Source organism: Nocardioides jensenii JCM 1364 = NBRC 14755 (genome assembly GCF_001552535.1).
Taxonomy (GTDB): Bacteria; Actinomycetota; Actinomycetes; order Propionibacteriales; family Nocardioidaceae; genus Nocardioides; species Nocardioides jensenii.
The window spans coordinates 97,222-111,404 of sequence record NZ_BCRJ01000006.1 but is presented as its reverse complement, the minus strand read 5'-3'; the positions used below and the strand labels follow the sequence as shown (position 1 = coordinate 111,404).

Below are 14,183 nucleotides of genomic sequence, written 5' to 3'. Positions count from 1 at the left end.
TCATGCGGTTGCCTCCACTTCGAAGAGTACGGCGCCCAGCGGCACCTGGTCTCCGACCTTCGGGTGCACGGCGACGACGGTGCCGTCGAAGGGCGCCTTGAGCGCGAGCTCCATCTTCATCGCCTCCATGGTGCCGAGCACCTCGCCCTCCTTGACCTCCTGGTCGGTGCCGACGTTGACGGCCAGGACGGTGCCCGGCATCGGAGCCAGCAACGTGCCGTCACCGACATCGGGCCCGTGATCGCCGGCCACGTCGGGCCTGGTGAAGTGGAAGCGCTGGCCCCGGTGGACGACGTCGATGCCGTGCTCCTGGGCGTTGACGACTGCCTCCAGCCGGGTTCCGTCGATGCGCAGGCTGGCCACGTGGTCGGCCATCGATCTCTCGATCACGCGGGTCCCGTCGACCAGTCCGCCGGCCCGGTCCACGCAGACGACCTGGTCGAGCTCGACCAGGGTGGGCACGGCGGGGCCGCCGTCCCGCCAACCGTCGGCCATCAGGGGGCCGTTGGCCTCGGTCATCCGGGCGATGGCGACATCGGTCCAGGCCGCGATGGTGCGGGCCAGACTGGCGTCGGGGGCGGTGGGCGGGTGCCGGTCGAGCCACGCCGTGTCGATCTCCGCGTCGCGGAACGCATCGCTCTCGGCGATCTCACGCAGGAAGCCGGTGTTGGTGGTGAGCCCGAGGATCGAGGTCCGCTCGAGCGCCGTGACCAGCTGGCGGCGGGCCGCCTCGCGGTCCTTGCCGACCGCGATCACCTTGCCGAGCATCGGGTCGAAGCTGGTGGAGACCACCTGGCGACTCTCGAGCGCCGCGTCGACACGCATGCCCTCCCGGTTCTCACCTGCGGGGCCGCTGAACGGCTCGACCGGCCACCGCACGATCGACGCGGTTCCGGCCTGGGGCAGGAATCCGGCGTAGGGGTCCTCGGCGTAGACCCGGGCCTCGATCGCGTGACCGTCCAGCCAGAGGTCCTCCTGGGTGAAGGGCAGCGCCTTGCCCGCGGCAACCGCCAACTGCAGTGCCACGAGGTCGACCTTGGTTCCCTCCGGTGTCCAGGCCACGACCGACTCGGTGACGGGGTGCTCGACCTGGAGGCGCGTGTTCATCTCCAGGAAGTAGGCCTCCTGCGTCTCCGCGTCGAGCAGGAACTCGACGGTGCCGGCGTTGACGTAGCCGACCTGCTTGGAGAGGGCGACCGACGCGTCGGTGATCAGCGTGCGGGTGGCCTCGTCGATGGTCGGCGCCGGGGCCTCCTCGAGCACCTTCTGGTGGCGGCGCTGGGTGGAGCAGTCGCGTTCGAAGAGGTGGACGACGTTGCCGTGGGAGTCGGCCATCACCTGCACCTCGATGTGGCGCCCGCGTTCGACGTACTTCTCGATCAGCATGGTGTCGTCACCGAACGACTTGGCGGCCTCACGCTTCGCGGCGGCAACGGCTGCCTCGAACTCGCCGGCCCCGCGCACGATGCGCATGCCCTTGCCGCCGCCGCCGGCCGCGGCCTTGACCAGGATCGGGTAGCTCATGCCGGCCGGGTCGTCGTCGATGCCGTAGCTGGGCACCACGGGCACGCCGGCCGCGATCGCGATCCCACGGGCAGCGTCCTTGCGGCCCATCTTGTCCATCACGTCGGCGCTGGGACCCACCAACGTCAGCCCGGCCTGCTCCACGGCGCGGGCGAACTCGGCCCGCTCGGACAGGAAGCCGTAGCCCGGGTGGATGGCCTCGGCCTTCGTGTCGCGCGCAGCCTGCACGACGGCGTCGATGTCGAGGTAGGCCTCGACCCGGACGGCGTGGTCGGCCTCCCGCACGTGGGGCGCGCGGTTGTCGAGGTCGGTGTGGATGGCGACCGTGCGGATGCCGAGGGCACGGGCGCTGCGAATCACGCGCAGCGCGATCTCGCCACGGTTGGCGATGAGAAGGGTCTTCATTGCGTGCCTCACATCCTGAAGATTCCGTAGGAGGGCTCGGGCACCGGGGCGTGTGCCGCGGCGGCCAGGCCGAGGCCGAGCACACGACGGGTGTCCGCGGGGTCGATCACGCCGTCGTCCCAGAGGCGGGCCGTGGAGTAGTAGGGCGAGCCCTGCTGCTCGTACTGCTCGCGGATCGGCGCCTTGAACCGCTCTTCCTCGTCGGCACCCCACTCGCCGCCCTTGGCCTCGATGCCGTCGCGCTTGACGGTGGCCAGCACGCTCGCGGCCTGCTCGCCGCCCATCACCGAGATGCGGGCATTGGGCCACATCCACAGGAAGCGCGGGTCGTAGGCACGCCCGCACATGCCGTAGTTGCCGGCCCCGAACGAGCCGCCGATGACCACGGTGAACTTGGGGACGACGCTGCACGCGACCGCGGTGACCAGCTTGGCGCCGTCCTTGGCGATGCCGCGGTTCTCGTACTCCCGCCCGACCATGAAGCCGGTGATGTTCTGCAGGAAGACCAGCGGGATCCTGCGCTGGTTGCACAGCTCGATGAAGTGCGCGCCCTTGAGGCTGGACTCGCTGAACAGGATGCCGTTGTTGGCCACGATGCCGACCGGGTGGCCCCAGATGCGGGCGAAGCCGCAGACCAGGGTCTCGCCGTAGTACTGCTTGAACTCGCTGAACCTGCTGGCATCGACGACGCGACGGATCACCTCGCGGACGTCGTACGGCGTGCGGGTGTCGCTGGGGACCACGTCGTACAACGTCTCGGGCGCCTCGTGCGGCTCCTCGGGCTCGAGCACCTCCCATGGCGTGGTGGTCGGGCGGGGCACCGTCTCGACGATGCTGCGCACGATGGCCAGCGCGTGGGCATCGTCGTTGGCGAGATGGTCGACCACGCCGGACTTGCGGGCGTGCACGTCGCCGCCGCCGAGGTCCTCGGCGGTGACGACCTCACCGGTCGCGGCCTTCACCAGCGGCGGACCACCGAGGAAGATCGTGGCCTGGTCCTTGACGATCACGGTCTCGTCGGACATGGCCGGCACGTAGGCGCCACCGGCGGTGCACGAGCCCATCACCGAGGCGATCTGCGGGATGCCCTCACCGCTCATGTTGGCCTGGTTGAAGAAGATGCGGCCGAAGTGCTCCTTGTCGGGGAACACGTCGTCCTGCATCGGCAGGAACGCGCCGCCGGAGTCGACCAGCGAGATGACGGGGAGCTTGTTGGCGCGGGCGATCTCTTGCGCACGCAGGTGCTTCTTGACCGTCATCGGGTAGTAGGTGCCGCCCTTGACCGTCGCGTCGTTGGCGATGATCACGCAGGTGCGGCCGCTGACCTGGCCGAGCCCGGTGACGATGCCGGCGCTGGGCACGGCGTTCTCGTCACCCTCCTTGCCGTACATCCCGGTCGCCGCCAGAGCGCTGAACTCGAGGAACGGGCTGCCCGGGTCGAGCAGCCGGTTGACCCGCTCGCGCACGAGCAGCTTGCCGCGGTCGGTGTGCTTGGTGCGGGCCGCCTCGCTGCCGCCGGCGCCGTCGTTGCGTACGGCGGCGAGGCGGGCGCGCAGCTCGTCGACGACATCTCGCAGGCCTCCGGACTCGGTGGCTGTCACGTGTCCTCCCAGAAAATCTTGAGTGGTTAATGATCATTAACCACTCCTAGGCTACGACACATCCGAGGATTACGCACCCCGTCCACCCCTGGGAAGGCCCGCACTCTCGTTCAGCACCTCCTTGTGATGCGGTGGGTCATGTCCGAGGCCCACCTTCCTGTCGCGCCGGAACTGTCGGTGGGGTCGACGACCAAGGGCCCGAGGCGGGTAGCCCGTAGGCCCAGGCTGTCCGCATCACCAATCCGGGTGGCGACCACCGCAGACACGAGAACCACGGCGGAGCTGGCGGCGGTACCTCCGAGTCTCACTCGCCCTGCCCCGAGGTGCAACCGCTCCTCCACAGGTAGGTGAAGGATCGCTAACCTTGGACCCATGAACCGCCGCGAGCAGATCGTCGCCACCGCCGCGACCTTGTTCGCCGAACGCGGCTTTCACGGGGTCTCCGTCGGCGAGCTCGGTGCCGCGTGCGGCATGAGTGGTCCCGCGCTCTACAAGCACTTCGCCAGCAAGGACGCGATCCTGGCCGAGATGCTGGTCGCGATCAGTGAGGAGCTGCTGCGCGAGGGCCGCGCTCGGGTGTCGTCCTCGGTGGAGCCCCGCGCGGCTCTGACCGCGCTGATCGACTGGCACATCTCGTTCGCACTGGCCAACAAGTCGCTGATCATCGTCCAAGACCGCGACTGGGCATCCCTGCCGGCCGACGCTCGGGAGAGGGTGCGCAGCCTGCAACGCAAGTACGTCGATCTCTGGGCCGGCGAGCTGCGCAGGCTCGACGACACCCTGACCCTGGTCGCGGCGCGGGCCCGAGCCCACGCCGCGTTCGGGCTGCTGAACTCGACCCCGCACAGCGCCTTCCTGCCCGAGGCGGAGATGCGCGGCCTCCTCCAGGACATGGCCGCCCGGGCGCTGGCTCTGTGAGATGGTGCGAGGATCGGCACCATGAGCACCCGATGGTTCGACGCGAGGTCCACCGAGCAACGCCAGGAATACAGCCAACGGTTCGTGAAGATCGCGGCCGAGGGCAACGACATCGACGGTGAGGCCCGCTTCGTCGACGCGATGGCCACGCGCGGCTCTCGCATCCTCGACGCCGGCTGTGGAGCCGGGCGGGTGGCCGATGCCCTGAGACGGGCCGGGCACCGGACGATCGGGGTCGACGTCGATCCGTTGCTCATCGAGGCCGGTCACCAGCAGCACCCAGACACGGACCTGCGCGTCCTCGATCTCGCCGACCTCAGCCCCGAGCTCGGCACCTTCGACGTGATCGTGTGCCCAGGAAACGTGATCACCTTCGTGGCGCCGGACTCCGAGCCGGAGGTGGTGGCCGCGATGGCCTCCGTGCTGGCGCCGGGTGGCCGTGCCGTCTTCGGCTTCCATGTCGACCGCACCCTGTCGGTCGACGACCTCGACGGGTATGCCGATCAGGTCGGCTGGACCCTCGAGTTCCGGTTCGGCACGTGGGAGCTCGACCCCTTCACCGACGCCAGCGACTGGGCGGTCTCGGTCTACCGCGGCTGACCGACCCCAGGTCCATCAGCGATTCCGCCTCGCCGTGCGCCACACGCTGCTAGCGTCACGAACCGGACCCATCGATCTGCCTGGCAAGGAGATCCCCATGCGCCTGCTCACCGCCACCGCCTCGGCCATGCTCGCCCTGTCGCTCACCGGTTGCGGAGACGGCGATGACGACACCGAGGCGGACTCGTCCGACTCCCCTTCTTCGAGCGTCGGTTCGAGCAACGTCCCCTCGACCGATGGCGATGCCCGACCGTGTGACCTGGTCAGCGCCGCCGACGTCGAGACTGCGTACGGCGTCACCGTGGGCGAGGGTGAGCCCGGCCTCGGCGGACACAACGAGAACGACGTGAAGTTCTCCAGCTCGGACTGCGACTGGCAGGCCGAGGACCACCTGGAGGTCGAGCTGGCGCTCTCGAGAGCCGCTGACTTCGAGGGCGGCCTCACCTGCATCCCGGTGCGGTACCTCGGCCAGGACGGTGCGCCCGTGGACGTGGCCGGCGCGTCCTCAGCAACCTGGCTGGCCAGCGAGGACCCGGACGAGGTCGAGGCCCAGCTGCGGGCATGCACCGACAGTGCAGTCCTGACCTTCAGTGTGGAGGCGAAGAACGGGTCGGACGTCGCCCAGCTGCGGACCTCGACGATCACCGTGGCCGAGAAGGCGTTGGCTGGTCTCGGCTGACGCCGCCCTCGGCGGCTGGATTCGAGAGCTGCAGCTCACCCTCCACGGCCTAGCATCAGGTCATGCGACTGCGCCTGGGCCGACCCGACATCGACAGGTACGCCGATCGTTTCGACGTACCGCCTGCCGCAGGCGACCTCTCGGTCACGTTCCTGGGCGTGAGCACCCTGCTGATCACCGATGGCGAGACGTCGTTGATGACGGACGGGTTCTTCAGCCGGCCGAGCCTGCCGAAGGTCGCGCTGCGCCCACTCACCCCCGACGATGCCCGCATCGACGCCTCGCTCAACCGGGCCGGCGTGGATCGCTTGGCCGCAGTGCTGCCCGTGCACAGTCACTTCGACCACGCGATGGACTCCGCCGTCGTCGCCGAGCGCACTGGCGCGAAGCTGGTCGGCGGATCGTCGACGATGAACATCGGCCGCGGTCACGGACTGCCCGCGTCGCGGTTGGACCAGGTGGCGCCGGACGAGGACCGGACGTACGGCGACTTCACCGTCACCCTCATCGAGAGCCACCACTGTCCACCGGACCGCTTCCCCGGTCCGATCGACGCCCCGCTGCCCACACCGGCTCGGGCCTCGGCGTACAGGTGCGGTGAGGCCTGGTCGACACTCGTCCGGCACGCGTCCGGGCCGTCGATGCTCGTGCAGGGCAGCGCGGGCTTCGTGCCGGGCGCCCTGGACGGACGCGAGGCCGAGGTGGTCTACCTGGGGGTCGGACAGCTCGGCATCCAGAGCGCCGACTACCTGCGCTCGTTCTGGGAGGAGACCGTGCGCGCGGTCGGGGCGCGGCGGGTCGTGCTGATCCACTGGGACGACTTCTTCAGGCCGCTCGACCGGCCTCTGCGGGCGCTGCCCTATGCGGGCGACGACCTCGACGTGACCATGCGTGTGCTCGGTGCGCTGGCCGACGCAGATGGCGTGGCCCTGCACCTGCCGACCGTGTGGCGTCGCGAGGACCCCTGGGCCTGAGTCGACCGAGCTGACCGCCGAGCACGGCGGAACGCTGCGACTCAGAGGAGCGAGGTGACGTCTTCGCCCTGCTCCAGGAGTTCGAGGATGCGAGCGGCGCGGCGAGCCGCGTCGATCCCGACCTCGACGTCCACCTCGGTGGCCTCGTCGACCTCGTCGCGGTCACTCGCTGCACCGGAGGGCGTTCGGGACGTGCGGTCGTGCAGGGCGGCCAGCAGCTGCTCGCGGGACAGTCCGCGCAGGTGCAGGAGTGCGAGCGGGTCGCCGTCGATCAACCAGGTGAACTGGGTGAGCACGGCCAGCCCGTGCGGGCAGGGCTGCGCCCAGGCCTCGCACGAGCACGACGCGGAGAACTCGCTGCCGTAGGGCAGCAGCTCGACCCCGGCGTCCTCGGCGTCCTCGACGAGCTGGTGCGGCAGGTCACCGTCGAGCAGGCCCGCGATGCGCCCCGACTCGGCCGCGACCAGCTCGACGAACGTGTCCGTCGCCTCGACGGTGAGCACCGGCACGGCGACAGACACGGTCCAGGCGTCGTCGCCCTGCTGCACAGCAGCGAAGAGGGTGCCGCGGTCGACGGTCATGGCGCCGACCTTGCCTCCGCGGGCCAGGATTCGGCCGGCCCGCAGGTCGGTCGAGTGGTAGGCCGACTCCTCGACGGCACGGGCCACCGCCTTGCCCCACCACGGACTCGAGCGCGAACCCCGCCGAGGCGCGAACCGAGGGTGGGTGACCGCGCTCAATCGGAGCTCCGCAGCGTCACCAGGTCGCGCAGCTGGGAGTCGCTCAGCTCGGTGAGCCCAGCCTCACCGCGGGCCAGCACCGAGTCGGCCAGAGAGCGCTTGTGGGCGAGCAGCTCGGCGATGCGCTCCTCGATGGTGCCCTGGGTGATCAACCGGTGCACCTGCACCGCCCGGGTCTGCCCGATGCGGTAGGCCCGGTCGGTGGCCTGCTCCTCGACGGCCGGGTTCCACCAGCGGTCGAAGTGGATCACGTGGTCGGCCGCGGTCAGGTTGAGGCCGGTGCCACCGGCCTTCAGTGACAACAGGAAGACCGGCGTCTCACCCTCCTGGAACCGCTCCACCATGCGCGAGCGCTCCCGCACGGAGGTGCCGCCGTGCAGGAACTGGGTGGGCACGCCGGTCTGCGCGAGATGCTGCTCGAGGAGGCGGGCCATGGCGACGTACTGGGTGAAGATCAGCACCGCACCGTCCTCAGCGAGCACGGTGCCGAGCAGCTCGTCGAGCAGCTCGAGCTTCTCCGAGCGCCCACCCAGGCGCGCATTGCCCTGCTTGAGGTAGTGGGCCGGGTGGTTGCAGATCTGCTTCAGCCCGGTCAGCAGCGCCAGGACCAGCCCACGGCGGGCGTGCTCGTCGGCCCTCTCGATGCGGTCCATGGACTCGCGCACCAGCGCCTCGTAGAGGACCGTCTGCTCGCGGGTCAGCCGCAACGGGTGGTCGGTCTCGGTCTTGGCCGGCAGCTCGGGGGCGATGCCGGGGTCGGACTTGCGGCGACGCAGCAGGAACGGCTCGATCAGGTCGGCGAACTGGCGAGCCTTGGTCGGCTCGAGCCCCGACTCGATCGGCCCGGCCCACACCTTGCGGAAGGCGTTGCGGGAGCCGAGCAGCCCCGGGATCGCCCAGTCGAGGATTGCCCAGAGCTCGGTGAGGTTGTTCTCGACCGGGGTCCCGGACAACGCGATGCGGGCGGTGCCGGGCAGGGTGCGCAGCGCGCGGGCGGTCGAGGACTGCGGGTTCTTCACGTGTTGCGCCTCGTCGGCCACGACCAGGTCCCAAGACACCTCCGCCAGCTCACGCTTGCCCTTCGGCTGGGCGTCGGCGCGCATCGTGCCGTAGGTGGTGAGCACGAAGCCGTCGGTCAACCCCTCGAGTGAGCGCCCGCCGCCGTGGAAGCGGCGTACGACGACCCCGGGGGCGAACCGGTTGATCTCGGCCTCCCAGTTGCCGAGCAGGGACGCCGGGCAGACCACCAGCACGGGCCCGGTCACGCCCTGGTCGCGGCGGTGCAGGTGCAACGCGATCACGGTGATCGTCTTGCCCAGGCCCATGTCGTCGGCCAGGCAGGCACCCAGGCCGAGCGAGGTCATCTCGGCCAGCCAGGTCAGCCCGTGGAGCTGGTAGTCACGCAGTGTCGCCTGCAGCGCAGCCGGCGCGGCCAGGGGCTCACGGGTCGCGGCGGTGATGATGCGCTCGCGCACCTTCTCGAGCGTCGCACCCACGATCACCTTCTCGTCGACGTCGTCGACGGCGACCTGACCGGTCAGCGTGGCGGCCAGCGCCTGGGCCGGCTTGGCGGTGCGGATCAACCGCTTCTTGGCGCGCTTGGCGGTCTTGGGGTCGACCAGCATCCAGTTGTCGCGCAGCTTGATCATGGGAGTGGTGGCGGCGGCGAGCTGGTCCATCTCGTCGTCGGTGAGGGGGTCGCCGTGCAGCGCCACCTGCCACTTGAAGCTGAACAAGGCCTCGGTGCCGAAGAGTCCCTCGACCAACGGCTCCTCCTGCTTGCCGTCGCCGGGCTTGAGCTCGGCGCGCGTGGTGAGGTCGCGACCCAGCGTGCGCGGGAAGAGTACGTCGACCCCCCGGGCCTTGAGCGCGCCCAGTCCGTCGTCGAGGAGGCTGCTCAGCTCGAGTGCGTCGAGCGTGATCTGGTCGGGCACCTGGAGCTCGAGCAGCCGCTCCAGCACCGGCCACGCCTCGGCCGCACCGCGCAGCGCCTGGGTGGCGTGGATCTGGGCTCGCGAGCCGAAACCGTGGGTGGCATCGCCGGCTCGTTCGGTCCACAGCCGGGCGGCATCGGCGAAGTGGAAGGGATCCTGCTCATCGTGCACCTGCAGCACCAGCCGCACGGTGCCGCCGATCAGCTCCTCCTCGTCGGCCTCCATGCGCAGGGTCAGGGACACCAGCTGAGGCCGGTCGTCGGACTCGGGCGAGGCCAGTCGCGCCACCCGTTCCTGGATGCGACGCGTCACGTCGCCCGCGGGCTGGCGTCGAGGGTAGGGCTTCGAGGCGGGACGCTCCGGGCCACCTGCACGGCGTACGACGGAGGACGCCGGGGCCGAGCGCGCCATCGCATCGGCGACCGCGTGGACCACACCGCGCACCACCTCGGCCGTCTCGGCGAAGCCGGTGGCGTGACGTGACTCCGCGAGCAGCTGCAGTCGGTCCTCGTCGGCGGCCTCGAGCTCGGCGATGCGCCACCCGGAGGCGGCCGGCTCCAGCAAGCCTCTGGCCACGAACTGCATGCCGAGCAGCGCCGCACCGGCCAGCAGCGCCACGCTGGGGTGGACGTCGTCACGCCCGCGGGCTCGCGTGAGCACCGGCAGGGCAGCCCGCATGGGCAGGCTCACCGTGCGTCTCTCGTCGCTGAACTCCACCACGCTGTCGCGGGCGGGGTCGGCCACCCGGAAGGTCGCCGGACCGGTGACGGGGACGAAACTCAAGCGGGGCCTCCCAGGCGACCGAGGTGCGGGCCACCGACGCTAGCCGGTGCAGCCGACATCCTCCCCCGGACGCCAAGCCTCAGGGCGTTCGGCGCACCTGTGGTGCGAGGATCCCGACCGCGCGACCAACGGCCAACCCGAGCCCGACAGCGCCGAGCACGGCGAGGACGACACCCCACCAGGTCGGGTGCTCCGAGGCGAGCGCGAAGGTGGCTGCCGGGAAGATCGTCCCCAGCATCGCGAGGATGAGGATCCGGTAGCCGTCGTGGCCACGCAGCCACCATGCGGCGGCCCAGGTCAGGCTGAGCAGCACGCCGAACGCGAGCAGGAACCACACGTCGTTCTTGTAGGGGTTCTCGGGCACCGACGGTTCGTCCTCGAAGCCGGGGCCGGAGAACGCCATGGTGAAGGCGGTCGCTGCGATCAGGCCGATCAGTGTCAGCGCGTAGGCCGCGACCGCGAACGTCCCGGCGATGATCGCGCTCAGGTCGCGAGTCGGCAGCAGCCACCCGCCGGCGGTGACCATGAGGGTGAACACCAGGACGATGAGGCCGATGGCGATGCCGACGTTGTCGCCCTCGATGTCGTCGACTCCGTAGGCGTCGTCGAAGACCTGGACGTAGAGCATGAAGACCCCGATGATGGCGCCCACGACGAAGGCCGGCTGACGGATCAGGTAGTAGCCACCCGCACACAGGGCGACGATCAGCAGGCCGGACACGTAGACCATGGCCGCGTTGTCGTCCATGCCGACCGCGACCATCTGGCCCACGCTGACGGCGCCGAGCGCTCCGGGCCACGACATCAGGACGGCCTTGCGGTGGGAGTCGCGCACCAGGAACCACCCGGCCGCCGCACCCGCCAGCATCAGGATGGTCGCTCCGATCCCGACCACATAGATGGACCAGTCGAGGTCGCCGTCCTCACGGCTCCACAGCGTCGACACACCCACCGCCGCGGTGAGCAGGGAGGTGCCGAAGGCCACGAGCAGCACGTCGGGTCGTAGCCACGCCGGCACCGTGGAGCTCGCGAAGAGCGGCGCGCGTCCGTCCGTGGCACGGGTGGCGTCCAGGGCCGCCTGCGCCTGGGAGGGGGTCAGCTGTCCGGCAGTGACGAGCTGGTTGAGCGCGAGGTAGGTGGAGTCCGCCCCGGAGGTCTGATCGGTCATGCGCACCAGCATCCCCCGACAGGTGCCCCGCAAACGGGGACTCGCCCGAGCGACTAGTGGACAGAGGTCGGGCCGCCGTCGAAGTCGTGGTCGGCCCAGGCCCACAAGGTGTCGGCGATCAGGTCGGTGTTCAGGTCGAGCGCGGCGGTGTCGACGTTGTCGATGTCGTCGCAGGCCGCGTGGTAGCACGGGTCGAACGCGCTGCCGGCCTGTCCGCCCCACTTCGCGGCCTGCGCGGAGGTCATCTGCCCCTCGGCGCCGGAGAACGTGCCGGCTGTGGGGATGTCGCGCTGCATGAACGCGGCGTGGTCGGAGCGGCCGTCGACGTCGATGTGGTCCGACTCGATCCCCGCTTCGTCGTACAACGCGGTCAGGCTGTCGCGCAGCGCGGTGCCGTTCGCGTCGTCGTCGTAGACGAAGTAGCCCGGGTTCGGCGACCCGAGCATGTCGAAGTTGAAGTACGCCGCCAGGTCATCGACCTGCGTCGCGGAGAGACTGTCGACGTAGTGGGTGGAGCCGAGCAGGCCGAGCTCCTCGGCGCCCCAGAAGCCGAAGCGCACGTGGTTGGCCGGCGCCGGGTTCGCCTCGGCGAACGCCAACGCGGTGGTCAGGATCGCGGCGGAGCCGGTGCCGTTGTCGTTGATGCCCGGGCCCTCGTCGACGCTGTCGAGATGGCCACCCATCATCACGGTGCTCGTGGTGTCGCCGCCCGGCCAGTCGGCGATCAGGTTGTACGACGTACCGGCGCGGGTGCTGAACGACTGGACCTCGGTGACGAACCCGGCGGCGTCGAGCTGCGCCTGCACGTAGTCGACCGACGCCTCATAGCCTCGCTGCCCGGTGGACCGGTTGCCGCCGTTGGCGTCCGCGATCGACTGCAGCTCGTCGAGGTGGGCCACGACCGCCTCGACCGGGATGTCCGGCGCTGCATCTTCCTGGAGGGAGAGGGTGCCCGGGTCGGGTTGGGCGCTGGCAGGGTCGGACAGCGCGATGCCGGAGAGGGCGGACGCCGAGCCTGCGAGCAGGGCGGCGACGCCGGTCAGGGCCGCGATGCGAGTGCGTGCGGGTGTCATGGGTGATCCTCCGAGAGTGTGGGTGCCGCCCCACCATCGGACTGATTCCCCAAGCCGGGCAAGGGATCGCGCCGCGTTAACTTTTGCCGGACCACGGGTTGTGTTTGAGAACGATTCTCATTTAGGGTCGGGGCATGCGCTCGTTCCCCAGTCGCCAACTCCCCGTCGTACTCCTGGCCGGGCTGACCCGGACCTCCATGGAGACGGTCGAGTCCGCCGTTGCCCTGACCCTGCCCGACGCCGCCCTGGCCCGCTTCGAGATCGACGTGATCGGCGGAGCCGTGACCCGCGTCGTGTCCGACGCGACGGGCGTGGTCGAACGCGACACGGTGCCGCTCGACCACACCTGCCTCTCCTGCGCGCTGCGCCACGAGATCGTGCCGACGTTGGCCCGACTGGCCGAGTCCGGCCGTTGGGGCACGCTGGTGCTCAGCCTGCCGGCGGGCTGCCACGCGTCCGCACTCGTCCACGGGTTGCCCTCGCTGCTCGCCCGACGCCCACGGCTCCGCATGGCCGCGGTGGTCGCCGCCCTCCACGGACCGTCGCTGCTCGAGGACCTGTGCGGCGACGACCTGCTGCGCGAGCGCGACGACGAGGCGCATGCCGGTGACACCCGGGCCGTCGGCGAGGTGCTGGTCGACCTCCTCGACTGCGCCGATCTGGTCGTTCTCGACGGGGCCACCGAGCGCACCGGACGCGCGTTGATCGATGAGCTCCGTGCCCCCGACGTCGGCGTCGTTCCCGACCCGACCGAACTCACGTCCGGCGAGCTCCTGGCCACCCGCGCCGCACGGGCGTCGTACCCGGAGCCCGCGCCGGCCTGGCTGCCCGCCCGGGTGAGTGACGACGGGGTGACCGACTGCACCTCGCCCGCGGCCGAGGCAGCGGGTGTCTGGACCGTGATGGTCGACTCGTGGCGACCCTTCCACCCGCCACGGCTGATGGAGTCCATCGACTCGATCGGCGGTCACTCCTACCTCGGCCGGGGCACCTTCTGGCTGCCCACCCACCCCGACTGCCCTGCGCTCTGGGCCGGGTCCGGTGGTCAGTTGAGCATCGGCAGCTCCGACCACCGACCCACTCGCGGTCCCCGCACACGCCTGGTGATCACCGGCTGCGACCAGCGGCGCAACCAGGTCATCCGCGACCTCGAGGCGGCGCTGATGACCGAGGCAGAGCTGGCCGCCGGGCTGGCTCGGTGGGCGGGCGTCGACGACGGCTTCGACCCCTGGCTGGGCACCCGCTCGGCCAGTGCGTGACGCCCCGCTACGCTCGCAGCATGAGCATCCTCGACGCCCCCATCGCCCGCCTCGACGGCACGTCCGCGTCCCTCGGCGAGATCACCGGCGGCAAGCCCGCCCTGCTCGTCAACGTCGCCTCGAAATGCGGCCTCACCCCGCAGTACGCCGCCCTCGAGCAACTCCACGAGAAGTACGCCGAGCGCGGCTTCACCGTCGTGGGCATCCCGTGCAACCAGTTCGGCGGCCAGGAGCCCGGCACGTCCGACGAGATCGCCGAGTTCTGCTCGTCGACGTACGGCGTGACGTTCCCGATGACAGAGAAGGTCGACGTCAACGGCGAGGGCCGGCACGCGATCTACCAGGAGCTGACCAAGGTTCCCGACGAGGAGGGCGAGGCCGGCGACGTGCAGTGGAACTTCGAGAAGTTCCTGGTCGCCGCCGACGGCAAGGTCATCTCGCGGTTCCGCCCGGGAGTCACCCCCGACGACCAGCGCCTCGTCGACGGCGTGGAGGCACTCACTTCCTGACCCGCGAGCCCCTCAC

12 protein-coding genes are annotated in these 14,183 nt (G+C 70.4%); 6 read left to right on the top strand and 6 right to left on the bottom strand.

Annotation, left to right across the window (positions count from 1 at the left end):
• Both NJ4_RS03725 and NJ4_RS03720 read right to left on the bottom strand, forming a co-directional pair.
• Window positions 1-1,929, bottom strand: a complete 1,929-nt coding sequence (locus NJ4_RS03725; RefSeq protein ID WP_067430372.1) for an acetyl/propionyl/methylcrotonyl-CoA carboxylase subunit alpha — start codon at window positions 1,927-1,929, stop codon at window positions 1-3.
• Window positions 1,930-1,937: 8 nt separating this feature from the next.
• On the bottom strand, window positions 1,938-3,530 hold the full coding sequence (locus NJ4_RS03720; RefSeq protein WP_281178251.1) for a carboxyl transferase domain-containing protein: 1,593 nt from the start codon (window positions 3,528-3,530) through the stop codon (window positions 1,938-1,940).
• A 372-nt stretch (window positions 3,531-3,902) separates the two neighbouring features.
• Between NJ4_RS03720 and NJ4_RS03715 the strand changes: the two genes are divergently transcribed.
• The 4 genes from NJ4_RS03715 (at window position 3,903) to NJ4_RS03700 (ending at window position 6,701) form a co-directional block, all read left to right on the top strand.
• Complete coding sequence (locus NJ4_RS03715; RefSeq protein ID WP_067430366.1) at window positions 3,903-4,448, top strand: TetR/AcrR family transcriptional regulator; 546 nt, start codon at window positions 3,903-3,905, stop codon at window positions 4,446-4,448.
• Window positions 4,449-4,469: 21 nt separating this feature from the next.
• On the top strand, window positions 4,470-5,048 hold the full coding sequence (locus NJ4_RS03710) for a class I SAM-dependent methyltransferase (RefSeq protein ID WP_067430363.1): 579 nt from the start codon (window positions 4,470-4,472) through the stop codon (window positions 5,046-5,048).
• A gap of 97 nt (window positions 5,049-5,145) precedes the next feature.
• Window positions 5,146-5,727, top strand: a complete 582-nt coding sequence (locus NJ4_RS03705; RefSeq protein WP_067430360.1) for a hypothetical protein — start codon at window positions 5,146-5,148, stop codon at window positions 5,725-5,727.
• A 62-nt stretch (window positions 5,728-5,789) separates the two neighbouring features.
• Window positions 5,790-6,701 carry an MBL fold metallo-hydrolase gene (locus NJ4_RS03700; protein ID WP_067430357.1) on the top strand — a complete coding sequence of 304 codons (912 nt, stop codon included), beginning with the start codon at window positions 5,790-5,792 and terminating at the stop codon, window positions 6,699-6,701.
• Between the two features lie 41 nt (window positions 6,702-6,742).
• Here the strand turns inward: NJ4_RS03700 and NJ4_RS03695 are convergent, their stop codons facing one another.
• The 4 genes from NJ4_RS03695 to NJ4_RS03680 form a co-directional block, all read right to left on the bottom strand.
• On the bottom strand, window positions 6,743-7,369 hold the full coding sequence (locus tag NJ4_RS03695; RefSeq protein ID WP_245644434.1) for an SWIM zinc finger family protein: 627 nt from the start codon (window positions 7,367-7,369) through the stop codon (window positions 6,743-6,745).
• A 68-nt stretch (window positions 7,370-7,437) separates the two neighbouring features.
• On the bottom strand, window positions 7,438-10,158 hold the full coding sequence (locus tag NJ4_RS03690; RefSeq protein ID WP_067430352.1) for a DEAD/DEAH box helicase: 2,721 nt from the start codon (window positions 10,156-10,158) through the stop codon (window positions 7,438-7,440).
• 79 nt (window positions 10,159-10,237) lie between these two features.
• On the bottom strand, window positions 10,238-11,326 hold the full coding sequence (locus NJ4_RS03685) for a hypothetical protein (protein ID WP_157550661.1): 1,089 nt from the start codon (window positions 11,324-11,326) through the stop codon (window positions 10,238-10,240).
• Between the two features lie 53 nt (window positions 11,327-11,379).
• Window positions 11,380-12,399, bottom strand: a complete 1,020-nt coding sequence (locus NJ4_RS03680) for a M28 family metallopeptidase (RefSeq protein WP_067430346.1) — start codon at window positions 12,397-12,399, stop codon at window positions 11,380-11,382.
• A gap of 134 nt (window positions 12,400-12,533) precedes the next feature.
• On the opposite strand from NJ4_RS03680, the gene NJ4_RS03675 reads away from it, so the two are divergent.
• Both NJ4_RS03675 and NJ4_RS03670 read left to right on the top strand, forming a co-directional pair.
• A complete protein-coding gene (locus tag NJ4_RS03675) occupies window positions 12,534-13,658 on the top strand; it encodes a GTP-binding protein (RefSeq protein WP_067430343.1) in 1,125 nt (374 codons plus the stop codon).
• Between the two features lie 20 nt (window positions 13,659-13,678).
• Window positions 13,679-14,167 carry a glutathione peroxidase gene (locus tag NJ4_RS03670; protein ID WP_067430340.1) on the top strand — a complete coding sequence of 163 codons (489 nt, stop codon included), beginning with the start codon at window positions 13,679-13,681 and terminating at the stop codon, window positions 14,165-14,167.
• Window positions 14,168-14,183: the final 16 nt, after the last annotated feature.

Bases quoted from the DNA above. Each gene is read 5' to 3' on its own strand.
- NJ4_RS03725 (WP_067430372.1), bottom strand. From the start codon at position 1,929: ATGAAGACCCTTCTCATCGCCAACCGTGGCGAGATCGCGCTGCGCGTG.
- NJ4_RS03715 (WP_067430366.1), top strand. From the start codon at position 3,903: ATGAACCGCCGCGAGCAGATCGTCGCCACCGCCGCGACCTTGTTCGCC.
- NJ4_RS03710 (WP_067430363.1), top strand. From the start codon at position 4,470: ATGAGCACCCGATGGTTCGACGCGAGGTCCACCGAGCAACGCCAGGAA.
- NJ4_RS03705 (WP_067430360.1), top strand. From the start codon at position 5,146: ATGCGCCTGCTCACCGCCACCGCCTCGGCCATGCTCGCCCTGTCGCTC.
- NJ4_RS03700 (WP_067430357.1), top strand. From the start codon at position 5,790: ATGCGACTGCGCCTGGGCCGACCCGACATCGACAGGTACGCCGATCGT.
- NJ4_RS03685 (WP_157550661.1), bottom strand. From the start codon at position 11,326: ATGACCGATCAGACCTCCGGGGCGGACTCCACCTACCTCGCGCTCAAC.
- NJ4_RS03680 (WP_067430346.1), bottom strand. From the start codon at position 12,399: ATGACACCCGCACGCACTCGCATCGCGGCCCTGACCGGCGTCGCCGCC.
- NJ4_RS03675 (WP_067430343.1), top strand. From the start codon at position 12,534: ATGCGCTCGTTCCCCAGTCGCCAACTCCCCGTCGTACTCCTGGCCGGG.
- NJ4_RS03670 (WP_067430340.1), top strand. From the start codon at position 13,679: ATGAGCATCCTCGACGCCCCCATCGCCCGCCTCGACGGCACGTCCGCG.